This is a genomic window from Parafrankia irregularis, assembly GCF_001536285.1.
Taxonomy (GTDB): Bacteria; Actinomycetota; Actinomycetes; order Frankiales; family Frankiaceae; genus Parafrankia; species Parafrankia irregularis.
In genome coordinates, this window is the sequence record NZ_FAOZ01000035.1 from 82,114 (window position 1) to 97,709 (window position 15,596).

Annotated in this window: 12 protein-coding genes and 2 rRNA genes; 3 read left to right on the forward strand and 11 right to left on the reverse strand. The window is 73.5% G+C overall.

The window, feature by feature from the left end; genetic code table 11:
- Nucleotides 1-348 (forward strand): WD40 repeat domain-containing protein (locus tag AWX74_RS32980; protein ID WP_278184674.1); only part of this gene is annotated, 348 nt, incomplete at its 5' end.
- 179 nt (nt 349-527) lie between these two features.
- Here the strand turns inward: AWX74_RS32980 and AWX74_RS32985 are convergent.
- The 6 genes from AWX74_RS32985 to AWX74_RS33010 all read right to left on the reverse strand — a co-directional run bounded on the left by AWX74_RS32985 (nt 528) and on the right by AWX74_RS33010 (nt 7,360).
- Nucleotides 528-1,187, reverse strand: a complete 660-nt coding sequence (locus AWX74_RS32985) for an NUDIX domain-containing protein (protein ID WP_091284688.1) — start codon at nt 1,185-1,187, stop codon at nt 528-530.
- Nucleotides 1,184-3,040: a CTP synthase gene (locus AWX74_RS32990; protein WP_091284690.1), complete on the reverse strand. Its 1,857-nt coding sequence runs from the start codon at nt 3,038-3,040 to the stop codon at nt 1,184-1,186. Before AWX74_RS32990 ends, AWX74_RS32985 begins: the two co-directional genes overlap by 4 nt.
- Nucleotides 3,041-3,202: 162 nt before the next feature.
- Nucleotides 3,203-4,954, reverse strand: coding sequence for a DNA repair protein RecN (gene recN / locus AWX74_RS32995; RefSeq protein WP_091284692.1), 1,752 nt, complete (start codon nt 4,952-4,954; stop codon nt 3,203-3,205).
- A gap of 128 nt (nt 4,955-5,082) precedes the next feature.
- Nucleotides 5,083-5,970 (reverse strand): NAD kinase, encoded by an 888-nt coding sequence (locus tag AWX74_RS33000; RefSeq protein WP_076834758.1) that lies wholly within the window; start codon nt 5,968-5,970, stop codon nt 5,083-5,085.
- Nucleotides 5,967-7,154: a TlyA family RNA methyltransferase gene (locus AWX74_RS33005; RefSeq protein WP_091284694.1), complete on the reverse strand. Its 1,188-nt coding sequence runs from the start codon at nt 7,152-7,154 to the stop codon at nt 5,967-5,969. The genes AWX74_RS33000 and AWX74_RS33005 overlap by 4 nt, the downstream gene beginning before the upstream one ends.
- Before the next feature lie 26 nt (nt 7,155-7,180).
- Nucleotides 7,181-7,360: a hypothetical protein gene (locus AWX74_RS33010; RefSeq protein ID WP_006542181.1), complete on the reverse strand. Its 180-nt coding sequence runs from the start codon at nt 7,358-7,360 to the stop codon at nt 7,181-7,183.
- A gap of 159 nt (nt 7,361-7,519) precedes the next feature.
- Here AWX74_RS33010 and AWX74_RS33015 point away from each other — a divergent pair, with 159 nt between their 5' ends.
- Nucleotides 7,520-7,858 (forward strand): alkyl sulfatase C-terminal domain-containing protein, encoded by a 339-nt coding sequence (locus AWX74_RS33015; protein WP_091284696.1) that lies wholly within the window; start codon nt 7,520-7,522, stop codon nt 7,856-7,858.
- Nucleotides 7,859-7,943: 85 nt separating this feature from the next.
- Here AWX74_RS33015 and AWX74_RS33020 read toward each other — a convergent pair whose 3' ends face one another.
- Nucleotides 7,944-9,008, reverse strand: coding sequence for an HAD hydrolase-like protein (locus AWX74_RS33020; protein WP_091284713.1), 1,065 nt, complete (start codon nt 9,006-9,008; stop codon nt 7,944-7,946).
- A 137-nt stretch (nt 9,009-9,145) separates the two neighbouring features.
- The gene (locus tag AWX74_RS33025; protein ID WP_091284698.1) at nt 9,146-9,580 is read right to left on the reverse strand and encodes a tetratricopeptide repeat protein; all 435 of its coding nucleotides are present in this window, start codon (nt 9,578-9,580) and stop codon (nt 9,146-9,148) included.
- Nucleotides 9,581-9,886: 306 nt separating this feature from the next.
- On the opposite strand from AWX74_RS33025, the gene AWX74_RS33030 reads away from it, so the two are divergent.
- On the forward strand, nt 9,887-11,374 hold the full coding sequence (locus AWX74_RS33030) for a DUF1015 family protein (RefSeq protein WP_091284699.1): 1,488 nt from the start codon (nt 9,887-9,889) through the stop codon (nt 11,372-11,374).
- A 214-nt stretch (nt 11,375-11,588) separates the two neighbouring features.
- Here AWX74_RS33030 and AWX74_RS33035 read toward each other — a convergent pair whose 3' ends face one another.
- The 3 genes from AWX74_RS33035 to AWX74_RS33050 all read right to left on the reverse strand — a co-directional run.
- Nucleotides 11,589-12,827 carry a hypothetical protein gene (locus tag AWX74_RS33035; RefSeq protein WP_242666528.1) on the reverse strand — a complete coding sequence of 413 codons (1,239 nt, stop codon included), beginning with the start codon at nt 12,825-12,827 and terminating at the stop codon, nt 11,589-11,591.
- A 2,425-nt stretch (nt 12,828-15,252) separates the two neighbouring features.
- A 5S ribosomal RNA gene (rrf, locus tag AWX74_RS33045) occupies nt 15,253-15,369 on the reverse strand.
- Nucleotides 15,370-15,441: 72 nt separating this feature from the next.
- Nucleotides 15,442-15,596, reverse strand: a 23S ribosomal RNA gene (locus tag AWX74_RS33050); the annotation flags it as partial.

Here is a 15,596-nt window from a genome sequence, read left to right on the forward strand (position 1 = left end):
GTCCACCTGTGGGAAACCACCACCGGACAGCAAATACGGAAACTAACCGGCCACCACGGCCGGGTGACGGTGGCGTTCTCGCCGGACAGCACCACCCTCGCCACCAGCGACAACAGCGGAGCGGTGCGGCTCTGGACGACCGCCACGGGCACGCTTTTGGCGACCCTCGTGTCGGCGCCGAGCGGGTGGTCGACAGTTCTTCCCGACGGGGGTTACAAGAGCTCCAGCGACGACACCGGCTCCGTGGTTTGGTGGGCGGTGAAACGGCGCCGATTCGAGATCGATGATCTCAATGGCATCGCTTCGATCCGGCGGCTCGGGCCGGACGATCCCATCCCGGGCCTGTAGGAGGCGCCGTGCGGGCGCGAGACCGCTCCCGGCGCCGTCTGCTCCGCTGGTCGCGCCGCCGACAGGACTTGGTGCTCCGATCGGCGGCGATCCACTCGTTGACGTGGCCGTTGTCTGCGTCGACGCCACGGGCGCCTGTGGGGCGGCGGACGCCGGCGAAGAACTGCGGCCGGCGGCCGTCAGCCGCTGGCGGTGGGTCTGGCGGACCAGTGGGAGTTGAGGGGGCGGAGGTTGCGGAAGTTGTCGGTGCGGGCGCGGTAGGTGGCGAGCAGGCCCATCACGGCCAGCCCGTTGGTGATCTCGCCGCGCATGACCTGGTCCACCGCCGCGGCCAGGTCGATGCGGGTGATGCCCATCTCGGCCTCCTCGTGGACGCCGACATGCCGTTCGGCGGCCGGGATCTCCACCAGGTCGCGGGCCAGGAACACCCGGAACGCCTCGTCGGTCATCCCGGGTGAGGCGTAGACGTCGATGAGCAGGTCGAGGCGGCCGGCGCGCAGGCCGGCCTCCTCCGCGAGCTCCCGGGCGGCCGCGACGGACGCCGGCTCCCCGGGGACGTCCAGGATGCCGGCGGGCAGCTCCCACAGCGGCCCGCCGACGGGGTGGCGGTACTGGCGCACCATCACGACCCGTTCCTGCTCGTCGAGGGCGACGACGCCGACCGCGCCGGGGTGGACGACGACGTCGCGCTGCGAGGTGTCGCCGTCGGGCATGCGCACCATGTCGCGGCGCAGGGAGATGACCCGGCCGCTGTAGACGACGGAGCTGTCCGCCACCTCGTAGCGGTGCGCGGTGGCGCTGCTTTGCGCGGTGTGGCTGCTGTGCACGGTGTCGCTCACGGGGAGACCAGCTCCCCGTCGACACCGGTCACGTCCGCGGTGGTGGTGGAGCCCGCCGCCGCGCGGCTGCCGTTCTTCGAGCCGGCCGCCTTCGAACGGCCTGCCTTCGAACCGCTGGCCACGGTCCCGCCGGCCGTACCAGCCGCGTCGGCCGGGTCGTCGGTGTCGGTCCCACCCGCCAGGGCCGAGGCCGGCAGGTCGAGGAGCAGGCCGCGCCGCCGGTCCGCGTGCACGACCGCCGCGCGGGCGAGCCCGCGGAACAGCGGATGCGGGCGGGTCGGCCGGGAGCGGAACTCCGGGTGCGCCTGCGCGCCCACGTAGAACGGGTGGACGTCGGTGGGCAGCTCGACGACCTCGACGAGGCGGCCGTCCGGCGACGTCCCGGAGAAGACCAGGCCGGCTGCGGCGAGCTGGTCGCGGTAGGTGTTGTTCACCTCGTAGCGGTGCCGGTGGCGTTCCATCACCTCGGGTTCGCCGTACTCGCGGCGGGCGACGGTGTCGGGGCCGAGGGCGCACGGGTAGAGGCCCAGGCGCATCGTGCCGCCCATGTCACGGCGGCCTTCGACGACGTCGAGCTGGTCGGCCATGGTGGAGATCACCGGGTGCTCGGTCTGCGGGTCGAACTCGGTGGAGTTGGCCTCGGCCAGCCCGGCCAGCGAGCGCGCCGCCTCGATCACCATGCACTGCAGGCCCAGGCAGATACCCAGGGTGGGGATGCCGTGGGTGCGGGCGTGCCGCAGCGCGGTGATCTTCCCTTCGATGCCCCGGACACCGAACCCGCCCGGCACGATGATCCCGTCGACGCCGTCGAGCAGGTGCGCGGCGGCCTCCGGGGAGGTGAACTCGTCGGAGGCGATCCAGCGGATGTCCGGGCGGGCGTCGGCGGCGAACGCGCCGGCCCGCAGGGCCTCGCTGACCGACAGGTAGGCGTCGGGCAGGTCGATGTACTTGCCGACGATCGCCACCGTCGCCGAGTTCGCGGGATGGTGGACCCGCCGCAGCAGGGTGTCCCACTCGGTCCAGTCGACGTCCCGGAAGCTGAGGCCGAGGCGGCGCACCACGTAGGCGTCGAGGCCTTCGCGGTGCAGCACCTTCGGGATGTCGTAGATGGAGTCGGCGTCCGGGGCCCCGACCACCGCCTCGTCGTCGACGTCGCACATCAGCGCGATCTTGCGCTTGAGCGCGTCGGGCAGCGGCCGGTCCGAGCGGCACACGACCGCGTCCGGCTGCAGGCCGATGCTGCGCAGCGCCGCCACCGAATGCTGGGTCGGCTTCGTCTTCAGCTCGCCCGACGGGGCGAGGTACGGGACGAGGCTGACGTGCACGGTGAAGGCGTTGTCCCGCCCGACCTCATGCCGGACCTGGCGGATCGCCTCCAGGTAGGGCAGCGACTCGATGTCACCGACCGTGCCGCCCACCTCGGTGATCACCACGTCGACCGCGTCGGTCGCCAGCCGGCGGATGCGATCCTTGATCTCGTCGGTGATGTGCGGGACGACCTGCACCGTCTGCCCCAGGTACGCACCGCGCCGCTCCCGCGCGATCACCGCCGAGTACACCTGGCCGGTGGTCACGTTGGCGCTGCCGTCCAGATCGACGTCGAGGAATCGCTCGTAGTGGCCGATGTCCAGGTCGGTCTCGGCACCGTCGTCGGTGACGAACACCTCGCCGTGCTGGAACGGATCCATCGTGCCCGGATCGACGTTGAGATACGGGTCGAGTTTCTGCATCGTGACCCGCAGCCCGCGGGCCTTCAGCAGACGGCCGAGGCTGGACGCCGTCAGGCCCTTACCCAGACTGGAGGCCACGCCTCCAGTTACGAACACATGCTTGGTCATATGCGCCTGCGCCACGCGGAACTCCCGTGGTCACGCCGCCGGTACCGGCCCCGGCGCCTCCACGGGTCTTCACGGTAACACCGCCCTGAGCAGGGCCGCAGGCCGCCCCGCCGGGGACGGCGTTCAGAACGGTTCAGCACCGGTTCAGGACCAGCTCAGGACCGGGTCAGGAGCGGGTCAGGAGCGGGTCAGCTCGGCCTTGTCCGCCGCGGCGGCGGCGAGGAGCTCCTCGGCGTGCCCGCGGGCCAGCGTGCTCTCCTCCTGGCCGGCCAGCATCCGGGACAGCTCCCGGACCCGCGCCGGGCCGTCCAGCGCCACCACGCCGCTTCGGGTCACCGAGCCGTCGCTGGCCTTGTGCACGACCAGATGCTGGTCGGCGAAGGCGGCCACCTGCGGCAGATGGGTGATGCAGATGACCTGGTGGGTGCGGGCGAGCCGGGCGAGGCGGCGGCCGATCTCGACGGCGGCGCGCCCGCCCACACCGGCGTCGACCTCGTCGAAGACCATCGTCGCGCCGGCGTCGGCCGCGGCGAGGACCACCTCGATCGCCAGCATCACCCGGGACAGCTCACCGCCCGACGCGCCCTTCTCCACCGGGCGGGCGGGCGCGCCCGGGTGCGGCACCAGCCGCAGCTCCACATCGTCGACCCCGCTCGGCCCGTAGGCGACCGTACGGCCCCCCACCGACAGCCCGGCCGGGTCGTCCCGCTGGCCGACCACCGCCAGCACCTTCGCCCTGGGCATCGCGAGGCCCGCCAGCTCCGCCGCCACCGCCGCACCGAAACGCTCCGCGGCGTCGGCGCGCGCGGCGCTGATCCGCTCGGCGAGCCCGGCGAGCTCCGCGGTGAGCTGCTCGCACTCGGCGGTGAGCGCGCCGGACTGGTCGCCGTCGGCGTCGAGTTCCAGCAGCCGGCGCCCCGCCGTCTCGGCCCAGGCGAGCACGCCGTCGACGTCCGTACCGTGCGCGCGGGCCAGGGTGGTGAGCTCGGCCCGGCGGGCCTGGGCGGACGCGAGCCGCGCCGGATCCGACTCCACTCCGGCCCCGTAGGAGGCCAGGTCGGCGGCGACGTCGGCGAGCAGGGCCACCACCTCGTCCAGCCGGTTCGCGAGCTCGGCGAGCTCCGGGTCGAGCGACGCGTCACCCGCGACGATCCGGCGGGCGGCACCGACCAGGTCGACCGCGCCCGGGGTGTCGTCACCGGACTCCGGATCGCTGACCAGCGCCCCGTGCGCCGACCGCGCCACCTGGGACAGCGTCTCGGCGTGCTCCAGCCGGCTCAGCTCCGCGGCCAGCGCGACGTCCTCCCCGGACAGGGGGGCGACTCGTTCGACCTCGGCGAGGCCGAGCCGCAGCAGCTCCGCCTCCTGCGCCCGCTCCCGGGCCCGGCCGATGATCTCCGCGAGCCGGGCCCGGGCCTTCGCCAGCCGGGCGTAGACCCGGGTGTAGTGCGCCAGCGGCTCGGCGACCGCGGACCCGGCGAAACGATCGAGCGCGTCGCGCTGCATCGCTGGGCGCCGCAGGCGCTGCGCCTCGGACTGGCCGTGCACCGCGATGACGTTCTCGGTGATCTCGGCGAGGACACTGGCGGGCACCGAGCGGCCGGCCAGCTGGGCCCGCGACCGGCTCTCGGCGGTCAGCGTGCGCCCCATCAGGATCACGTCGTCGTCGAGCTCGCCGTCGAGCTCGTGCACCCGCTTGACCAGCGGGGAGTCGGCGGCCACGACGAGCCGGGCCTCCACGGACGCCCGACCGGCCGCCGCGGAGACGAGGGCGTAGTCGGCCCGGCCCCCGGTCAGCAGGCCCAGACCCTGGACGATCATCGTCTTGCCGGCGCCGGTCTCACCGGTGACCACCGTCAGCCCCGGCGCCAGGTCGAGGACAGCGTCATCAATGACACCGAGGCCGCGAATGCGAATCTCCTCGAGCACGCCCCGAACTCTAGCGTCACATCCGCCCCGGCCGGCACCCGGAAATCGGGGAATGGGTGGCGTGCCGCCGATTCCCGGCACGTCCCGGCGCGGGGTGATGCCGATGCTCGCGCCGGTCGGCGCGCTGGTCAGCGCTCCGATCGCCCCCGCCAGCCGGCGACGGGAAGGTCGAACTTCGCCACCAGGCGATCGGTGAACGGCTGTGGTCTGATCACCGCGAGACGCACCGGCCGCCGCCCACGCACCACCTCGACCCGCGACAGGCTCGGCAGATCGAACATCCGACGTCCGTCGCAGTAGAGCACCGCCGGGACGTCCGGCAGCACCTCGATGGCCACCACCGCGCCCGGCGCGAGCACCAGCGGCCGCGCGAACAGCGCGTGCGCGCTGATCGGCACCACCAGCAGCGCCTCGACCCCCGGCCACAGCACCGGACCACCCGCGGAGAACGCGTACGCGGTCGAGCCGGTCGGCGTCGAGCAGATCACGCCGTCGCAGCCCCACCGCGACAGCGGCCGGCCGTCGATCTCCACGACGCATTCGAGCATCCGGGCCCGCTCGGCCTTCTCCAACGACATCTCGTTGAGCGCCCAGCCGGTGTAGAGGACCTCGCCCTGGTGACGGACCGTCACCTCGACGGTCATCCGTTCCTCGACCGTGTACTCCTTGCGGACCACGTGTTCGACGGTGGCGCGCAGCGCGTCCGGCTCCGCCTCGGCCAGGAAGCCGACATGGCCGAGGTTGACGCCGAGCAGCGGGACGTCGGCCGAGCGGGCGAACTCGGCACCCCGCAGCAGGCTGCCGTCGCCACCGAGGACGAGCACCAGCTCCGTTCCGACGGCGGCGTCGATGTCCGCCGGCACGACGTTCGGCGCCGAGAGGTCCAGCAGCTCCGCCTCGTCCCGCAGCACCCGCGGCGACACACCGGCTGCCCCGAGCAGCTCCAGGACCTGCTGGGCGCTCTCCCGCACCACGGAACGGCGCGGATGGGTGACGACAAGCACCTCGCGGGTCATCGATCGGTCCTTGGGGAGGAGGGGGCGGAGTGCGAGGAAGGGGGCGCGACTGGCGCGGTTGCCGGTGCGGTGCCGGCCGGTCCGGCGGCGATCGCCGCGGCCGTCATCGCCTCGATCTCCCCGGCGCCACGGACCACGTCGGCACGCAGCCAGAGCAGGTACTCGACGTTGCCCGCCGGGCCCGGCAACGGGCTGGCCGTCACGCCGCACACGCCGAGCCCGAGCTCCGCGGCAGCCGCGGCGACGGATCGCACCGCACCAGCATGCAAGGCCACATCACGGACCACACCACCGGCGCCGAGGAACTCCCGGCCCACCTCGAACTGCGGCTTGACCAACAGGACGAAATCCGCGTCGGGCCCGGCGCAGGCCCGTAGCGCCGGCAGGACGAGAACCAGCGAGATGAACGAAAGGTCACCGACGACCAGATCCACCGGCTCCCCGACCTGATCGGGCGCCAGGTGCCGGGCGTTCGTCCGGTCCAGCACCCGCACCCGTGGATCCGCGCGCAGCCGCCACACCAGCTGCCCGTAGCCGACGTCGACCGCCACCACCTCCCGGGCGCCGTAGCGCAGCAGCACGTCGGTGAACCCCCCGGTGGAGGCACCGACGTCGAGGCAGCGCCGCCCGGCCACGACGAGCGCCGGTCGCGCCGGTCGCGCCGGCAGGTCCCGCGGCTCGTGCGCCCCCTGCGGCTGCGCCTCCCGCGGCTCGGAATGCGGTTCCGCGGAACCGCCGGACACCGGAAGCCGTTCGGCGGAGCCACCCGACGCCGGACGCGGTTCCGCGGAACCGGCGCGCACCGGAAGCGGTTCCGCGGAACCGCCGGACGCCGCACGCGGTTCCGCGGAACCGCCGGGCGCCGGGGCGGCACCTCCCGAGCCAGAAACCCCCGAACCAGAAACCCCCGAACCAGGAATCCCCGGCTCAGGAACCTCCGGCGCGGGCACACCGAACGCTTCGAAGGCGCCGACCAGCTTGTGCGCGCCTCGGGAGGCATAACCCGGATCGTCACCCACCGCCAGGACGATCGACGCCGACGCGTCGACCATCGTCGCCGGCTTCGTCGCCGTGACCCCGCCGACCCGGACCCGGCCGGCGCTGATCGCCTCGGCCGCACGCTCCCGCGACGTCACCAGCTTGCGGCGGACGAGTTCGACGTCCAGCCGCGCACGGCGAGCCACCGATGACCCCGCCCGACCCGACCGACTCACCGAGGCGCCCGGGCGCCGTCCGGACCGGATGTGCCGGCCAGGTCCCGCAAGGCGTCCTCCAGAAGGCCGTGCACCTCCTCGAACGCCTTCAGATGCTCGACCGCCGGCCGGCCGGGGAGCATCGCGAGCCGCGCGAGTGCCGCCGTCAGCTCGGCGGACAGTTCGTCGGTGTTCACCGGACAAGCCTCTCGCATTCCGGATGGTGCCGATGCCCGGCCTGGACATCGCCATCCCACACGTGGTCGCACTCACACCGAGCCAGTCCCGTTCCGGCCGTTGGCAGCGCTCTCGCGTTAGTGTCTGACGGCGGTGGGGGAAGGAGGTGGACGTCCGGAATGGCGGACCGTTTGCAGTGTGAGGCCGCACTGCGTGACCTCGCCTCCCGTCTGGACCTGCTTGCCCAGAGCAATCGTGCGGCCCGCACCCCTGATCGTGTCATCGTCTGCCGCATCCCGGATCTGGAGACCACCTTCTCCGGTCATCTGCGCGGTGGCTGCCTGCATGACATCGGGGAGGGCGAGCGGCCCGGGGCACAGATCACCCTCACTCTCAGCAGCGACGACCTCCTCGCCGTGACCAGCGGGACGCTTTCGGTCACCTCGGCCTGGGCCAGTGGCCGCCTCAAGGTGGACGCGAGCGTCCGCGACCTGCTCCGGGTACGCGCGCTGCTGTGACCTGCGCTGCCTGACCGACCCTGCGCTGCCTGGCTGACCCGCGCTGCTCGCGCTGACCTGCGCTGCGCCCGGCCGGAGGCCGGCATCAGCGGGGTACGCGCAGGTCCTCGCAGCCGGGCGGCCGCTCGTCGGCGAGCGCGGTCAGCGTGCGCCCCGCGTCGGCGGCCGCCCAGGCCAGGGCGCAGGCGGCGCGAAGCGCGTCGAGGCCGTCATCTCCGGCGCCGGAGTCGGTGTTGGTGTTGGTGTTGGTGTTGGTGTTGGTGTTGCGACCAGCTGCCCCGTCGTCCGCCGCCGGGTGCCAGCGCAGGGTGGTTCCGTCCAGAACGCAGGCCCAGGCACCGCACCGGGACGAATCGTCCCGTACCTCGACCGCCGGCTGGGTACGGCGCAGCCCGCGCAGGTCGGCCGCGACGAAGGTGGGCCGGTGCCACGGCGGCGCCGCGAACAGCTCGGCGGGCCCGGTGACACCGGTGAACACCAGCAACGTCGGTGTCGCCGACCGCGTGCCCGCCTCGATGTCGGTGTCCAGCCGGTCGCCGACGATGATCGGGTTGCGCGCACCGCTACGCCGCACCGATTCGGCGTGCATCGCCAGCTCCGGCTTTCCGGTCACGACGGGCTCAGCCTCCGTCGCGGCCCGGACGAAGGCCACCAGCGCCCCGTTACCGGGCGCCAGCCCACGCTCCGTCGGCACCGTCAGATCCGTGTTGCTCGCGACCCACCAGGCACCCGCCCGGACGGCCAGCACGGCCTCGACCAGCCGGGCGTACGTCATCTCCGGGTCGAAACCCTGGACGACGGCGGCCGGCTCGTCGGCAGCCGACGACGTCGGCGACAGCCCCTCGGCCCGCACCGCCTCCCACAGCCCCGCCCCACCGGCCACCAGCACCTTCGCCCCCGCCGGGAGACGCTCGGCCAGCACGTGCGCGGCGGCCTGCGCCGACGTCACCACATCGGTTGGCCCGGCCGGAACCCCGAAGCCGGTCAGCCGGGCGGCGACCGTCTCCGGGGTCCGCAGCGCGTTGTTCGTCACGTAGACCGTGCGCAATCCGTCGACGGCCGCGGCCTCGATCACGGCCGCCGCGTGTGGGACGGCCCGCTCGCCCCGGTTCACGACACCGTCGAGATCCATCAGGGCGACGTCGAACATCGACGCGGGCGCCCGTGACGAACCGGAAAGCGGGGCCCACGTCGCCACCGCCGTCGCGGCCGATGCAGCCGCCGCGGCCATCACAGGCGTGGCGGGGGACGCGGTTGGCGCAGCCGTTACCGGCGCGGTCGAGGGCCTCATGCGCGGTTCAGCGCCGCGCGCGCGCCGCGCAACGCGACACCGTAGTGGGCCAGATCCGGCCGCATCGCCACGGCGAGCGCCAGGTGCTCGATGGCGACCCGCAGGTCCCCCGCCCGACGGGCCGCCAATCCCAACCCGAACTGGGCGTAGTCGTCCGTGGGATGCCTGTCGACTATCCAGGCGAAGGTGCGCGCGGCGTCATCGAACTGACCGGCCTCGAACTGGGCCCGGGCAAGCGCCTCCCGCACGCTCGGCGACGCCGGCTCCGCCGCCACCGCGTGCGCGAGAAGCTGCACGGCGGCGTTCGCGTCGCCGTGCCCCAGCAGGGCCATCCCACGTGTGTACCAGTCGTAGACCTCACCGGCAGGCGAGCGCGCCGGCTCCGGCCCCTGCCGACCGCCTCCGCCCCCTGTGCCGAACTCCTCCGTCATGGCACCTCCACGTCGTCCGGACCACCGCGGTCGCGGCAACCACGGCAGCGGAACAGCACCGCCCGGCCGACGCCCTCGGCGACACAGATGGGAGGGAGGTGTCCCACCCTCCCAACCAGTTTCACCGTAAGCGGCACTCACATGCCCCAACATCGGAATAACGGCCTGTCTTCCACGCCACCCGGATCCGTCCCGCCGGGACCGCCGCGCCGGGAACGCGGTGTCGCCGCGGTGGGCAGCCAGCAGGAGCTACCAGCCGGAGCTGGACCTCGCGGCGGATGAGGGCGCGCGGTCGGAGCACCTACGATGCGCCTCATGGTTGCCCCTGATGCCGCCGTGCCAGTTCCCCCGGTGTCCGTCCCGGTGCCAGTCCCCGCCGGACTCGTGCTGACGCCCTTCCGCGCGGCCCGTTTCGCGGCCACCGGCGCGGATCTCGCCGCGCTCACGTCGCCGCCCTACGACGTCATCGACGAGGACGAGCGCACGGCGCTGGAGGCCTCCGCCGCACACAACGTCGTCCGGCTGATCCTGCCGCGTGACGTTCCCGGCGATGTGCCCGGCGCCGGCGCTCCGGGCGGGGCGGATGAGGTCGGCAACCGTTATGAGCAGGCGGCGCGAACCCTGCGCGCGTGGCTGGACAGCGGCGTGCTGGTCCGCGACGACGTCCCCACGCTCTACGTGTACGAACAGCGGCAGGGAGAGCACGTCCAGCGCGGCCTCGTCGGAGCGCTGGCACTCGCGGACCCCGACGCCCAGATCGTCCTGCCGCACGAGAACACCATGGCCGGCCCGGTCTCCGACCGGCTCTCCCTGACCCGCGCCACCGCGGCCAACCTGGAACCGATCTTCCTGCTCTACGACGGCGGCGGCCCGGCCAGCGCAGCCGTGGCCGAGGCCGTCGCCAGCCCTCCGATCATCGACGTCGACACCGACGTCGACACGGCGGACCGCGTGACGCACCGGCTCTGGGCGATCGACGACCCGGCCACCCTGGAAGTCATCGCGGCGGACCTGCTCCCCCGCCGTGCGGTGATCGCGGACGGCCACCACCGGTACGCGACCTATCGCCAGTACCAGGCGGAGCGACACGCCGCCGGCGACGGCGACGGCCCGTGGGACTTCGGGCTCACCTTCCTGGTCGACGCCACCGCCAGCGGCCCGCAGGTACACGCCATCCACCGCGCCGTGCGGGGCCTCATCCTCGCCGACGCGGTCAGCCGGGCCCGGGAGTCCTTCACCGTCCGCCAGCTCACCACCGCGAATGCCGACGACACAGCCGCCACCGCTGTCGGGACCGGCACCGGGACCGGCGCCATCACGACCGGTGCGACCGCCGCTACCGCAGGCCCGGCGACCGCGCCGGTGCCCGTCCCCGTCGACCCCGCGACGCTGCTCGACGAGCTCGCCACGGCCGGACGGGCGGGCCACGCCTTCGTGATCACCGATGGGTCGGCGGCCTACCTGCTCACCCAGCCCTCGGCCGACCTGCTGCGACAGGCGCTGCCGGCCGAGCGGTCGGAGGCGTTTCGGCGCCTAGACGTCACCGTGGCGCACCTCGCGCTGATCTCGCAGGTGTGGAAGCTGGAGGACGCCGTCGGGGTCGTCGACTACTACCACGACGCGCCGGCGGCGCTGGCTGCCGCGCGCGCCTCCGGCGGGGTCGCACTCCTGCTGAACCCGACTCCGGTCGCGGACGTGATCGCCGTCGCCGGCGCTGCTGAGCGGATGCCCCGCAAGTCCACCCTTTTCACGCCCAAGCCCCGCACCGGGCTGCTGATGCGTCCGCTGGACTGAGGATCCGCGCCGGCGTCAGTTCATCTCAAGCGGCGCGAAAGGGGCATAGAGCACCTGGCGAGTCGCAAGAAAGAAGGATTCTGGTCGTGCCGACGACCAGAATCGTTCACTCTTGCGACTCGCCAAACCGGGCCACCGGGCCACCGGGCCGCGGCGCTGAGTCTTGCCGCCGGACGGCCGTCCGGCGCGCCTGGGCGCGCCGGACGGCGCACCGTCAACCGGCCGGCTCGTCCTCGCCCCGGCTTCCCGCCTCAGCCGGCTTCACACCGCCCGGAGCGTCCGAGAAGACGATCTCCGGGATCGGGGCCGCACTGTCCGCGGCGACGGCCGACGCCGTGCTCTCCGGAGCCGCCGAGAAGTCGACGGCAGGCTCCGCCACAGGCACCGGCTCACCGGCGCCTGTGGCTGTCGAGGTCGAGGTCGAGGTCGAGGCGGCATCGACCAGCTCGGCCGCATCCACCTCGCTCGTCTCCCCACTCGTCTCCTCAGCCGGCTCGACCGCCGCGAGATCCTCCGCGTTCTCCGCCGCGAGATCCTCGGCGTTCGCCGCGTTTCCCTCGGCGCGGGACTCCTCACCCGATACCCCGGGAAGGGCCCCCTCGCCTGCCTCCTCGGAGAGCGGCTCCTGCGCGAGGGCCGTCTGCGCGAGTGGCTCCGCACCGACCGGCGCGGTGACGCCGTCCGGCCCGGGCCCAGGGCCTGCGTCGTCGTTCAGATCCGCGACGATCGGGGTGTCGTCGGACTCGGCCGAGCCCACCTCGTCGCCCTCGTCGTCCTCGTCCTGGTCCGCCTGATCGACGGCATCGATGCCGTCAACATCGTCAACATCGTCAACGACCTGGTCGGCCTCGTCGGCCTCGTCGTCGATGACCGTCAGCTCGTAGATCCGCTCGGCCGCGTCGGTCTCGTCCTCGTCGATCGCCGCGGTGGCCGTGAACCAACGCAGGGCCTCCACCGGACGATCCGCGGCGAGCAGCGCCTCCGCGTAGGCGTACCAGAGCCGGGGCGTCCACGGACGCGGTTCGCTCCTGGTCATCGCCGCGTCGCGCAGGAGCACCACCGCGGCCTCGGGCTGGCCCATGTCGCGCCGGGCACCGGACACCACGATCAGCAGCTCCACCCGCGCCGCCTCGTCCAGCTCGGCGACACCGGGATCGGAAAGGCAGTCGACAGCACGCTCGGGTCGGCCGAGACCGCGCTCCGCATCGGCCATCAGTGGCAGGTTGTGCGGCGACCCGTCGATGCGCCGCGCCGCACGCAGCTCCAGCAGCGCGGCCGCGTACTCACCGGCGTGGTAGGCGGCTACGCCGACCGCCTCACGCACAGCTGCCATGCGGGGCAGCCGCGCCGCCGCCGCTCGGGCGTGCTCCAACGCCAGCGCGGGATCGGTGTCGACGAGCATCGCCGCCGCGACCAGATGCCGGGCGATCGTCTCCGCCAACGGCGCCGGCACACTGCGCAGGTCCCGCCGGACGTCCCGGTCGAGCAGTTCGGCCCGCGCCTCGTCCGGCAGCGCGGGCGCGGCCGGACGACGGCGCGGGGCAGTGCCGTCCCCCGGCCCACCCGAACGGCCGGGGCTGTCGGTGGGACGGCGTGCGGGCCTCCCGGCCGAGGAGCCGCCGCGGGAGGCGGGCCGACCACCATCCGAACGGCGCGGGCCCGAGCGGTTCGCGTCCGGACGCGAACCCGACGACGGACGCTCCCACCGTGGCTTCGTCTCGCCACCACGGTAGGTATCGCCCCTGCCGACCTGCCGGCCCGCGGGCGCGGCGCCGTTGTCGGCCGCGCCGCCACGGGCTACCGGCTCGTGGTCCGGCCGCGTGCCTGGCCCCGGCTTTGTGTCCTGTGCCGGCTTTGTGTCCTGTGCCGGCCTTGTGCCCGGCTCCGGTCGCGTGCCGGGCCCGAAGCGTCGCGGCCGGTCGGCGCCGTCGGACCGAGGTCCGTCGGACCGAGGTCCAGACGAACTCCAGCGGCCGGGACGCTCCCCGCCGTCGCGGCGGAAATCCCGGCGGCCGTCGCGACCGCCGTCGCGACCGCCGGCACCGGTTGGACGTCCGCGGTATCCCGCGGATGACGGCCCGGACTCGCCACGTGGGGTGCTGTCCTCACCGTGCGGTCGCGCCGGCCGGCGCTCGGTGCTGTCGAAACGTCTTTGGTCGGTATGGCGCTCGGGCCCACGATCCGCGCCTGGGAAACGCCGCTGGTCGGTGCCACGCTCAGCCCGGGGCCAGCGGTCACCGCTGGGCGCGGAGGAGCGGTCGGGGCGCTGCCCGCGGTCAGGGCGCTGCTCACGGGGACCGCCGTGGCGGGCGTCCCCGCGGGAGAAGCCCCGACCGGCGCCACCGCCGTCACCAGAACGCCGGTCGCCGGCGGCGAACCGCTCGGGGGCACGTCCACGGCCCCCGTCGCGACGTGCATCGTCCCGGCGCGTCTCGTCGCGATCACGACGATCGCTGCCACGGCGGTCGCCGTCTCCGCGGCCGTCCTCTCGGCGGTACCCCTCTCCGGTGGAACCACCGCGTGCAGGCCCGCCCCGCCAGCCATCAGATCCCGGAGCGCCGCCGCGCCGAGCCGCGTCATCGCGAGGAGCACCATCACGGCCGGCGGACCAGGGCCGGTTCGTGGAGACACGCGCAGGACCGTCGGAACGCGTACGGTTCACCGGTGCGCCGGCGGACGGCTTCCCAGCCCCGCCACCAGGCCGCCGTGCCGCCCGGTCACCGACATAGCGACCGGAACGCGCACCGTACCCGGAGCTGTCGCCTTCTCCGCCGTCGCTCGGACGGGACCAGCGTCCGCCGCCGGCCGGACCGCCATCGCCGCGACCCGCGCCAGGGGGCCTGCCGTAACTCTCGCGCCGGCCAGAGCTCTCCGGCCGGCCAGGCCTCTCCTGCCAGCCGGAGCTCTCGGCGCGGCCCGCACCCTCAGCGCGACCCGCGCCCGTGCCCGCGCTGTCGCCTCTCCCAGCACGCTGCCACTGCGGACGCGGCCCGGAGCCCGAACCCCCACCCGATCCGCCGGTCTGGTTGTCGCGCCAACGGCCTCCACCGGCCCGCGGTGCAGGGCCACCACGCCCGGACGACGCCCGCCCCGACGAAGGCGTCCAGCCGGAGGAGGCGGAGCCACGTCCGGCGCCCGCTCCCCGCGCCGGGCCGGCGCCACGCGAACCGCCGCCCACGCCGCCGCCACCGCCAGCCGACGAACCCCTCGAACCGGCATGGCCGTGGGGGGCAGCCGAACCCGCCGGGCCGCGGCCGCCCTCGGTGCGCCGGGCAGGCCGGTCCTGAGACCACCCGCCGTCGCCCTTCACCACTCGCCCGGATCGCCTGACCTCGCTGCCGCCTCCGCGGCCGCCCTCCGACGAGGTGCGACGCGGTCCCTGACCGTCGCGTCGGTCCCCACCGCTTCTCACTGGTCGCGCCGGCCGGCCCTGCTGGCCGGCGCGCCGCTCCCGCGGAGGCCCTCCAGACCCGGACGGCTGGGACCTCGACGACTCGTCGTTCGGCATAACGGAAAGCATTCCCTTCGTTCCGGGGTGCCGGAACGCGGCCTTCCCCAGGTACATCTCATTCTCTGCCGACGGCCCGGCCAGGCACCCGCCTGGCCGTCGGAGAGCCACTGATACCGGACGTCCCACCAGCTCCGGTCCGCCGCGCCCACCAGGTCGGCCCCGGGCCCAGGGACACCGACGAACCTGTGGGACACGCTCGGAGCCTCATCAGCGCCTGGCCACTGGTGATACGCCCAGCGGACCACTACCCCTGGCGCGGCCGGCGACCGGGAGGCCACGAGAGCCTCCGGGTCGATCCGAAAAAGCACTACAAATACAGGTAGGGGCTGTCTCCGGCACCAACCAGAGACAGCCCCTACCTAAAGAAGTCCGGCGGCGTCCTACTCTCCCACGCGGTCCCCCACGCAGTACCATCGGCGCTGAAGGGCTTAGCTACCGGGTTCGGAATGGAACCGGGCGTTTCCCCTTCGCCAAAGCCACCGAAACACCATCAGACCCGACCCTCCGGTCGCAGCCCGAGAACCGCACAGTGGACGCAAAACAGCAGAATCATAAAGTAGTCAAGCCCTCGGCCTATTAGTACCGGTCAGCTCCATGCGTCACCGCACTTCCACCTCCGGCCTATCAACCCGATCATCTAGTCGGGGGCCTTACCAGGCTACCCTGTGGGAGACCTCATCTTGAAGCGAGCTTCCCGCTTAGATGCTTTCA

Excerpts from the sequence above, each read along its gene's own strand:
- AWX74_RS33000 (WP_076834758.1), bottom strand. The coding sequence starts at position 5,970 with ATGACCCGCGAGGTGCTTGTCGTCACCCATCCGCGCCGTTCCGTGGTG.
- AWX74_RS33015 (WP_091284696.1), top strand. The coding sequence starts at position 7,520 with ATGGCGGACCGTTTGCAGTGTGAGGCCGCACTGCGTGACCTCGCCTCC.
- AWX74_RS33020 (WP_091284713.1), bottom strand. The coding sequence starts at position 9,008 with ATGTTCGACGTCGCCCTGATGGATCTCGACGGTGTCGTGAACCGGGGC.
- AWX74_RS33025 (WP_091284698.1), bottom strand. The coding sequence starts at position 9,580 with ATGACGGAGGAGTTCGGCACAGGGGGCGGAGGCGGTCGGCAGGGGCCG.
- AWX74_RS33030 (WP_091284699.1), top strand. The coding sequence starts at position 9,887 with ATGCGCCTCATGGTTGCCCCTGATGCCGCCGTGCCAGTTCCCCCGGTG.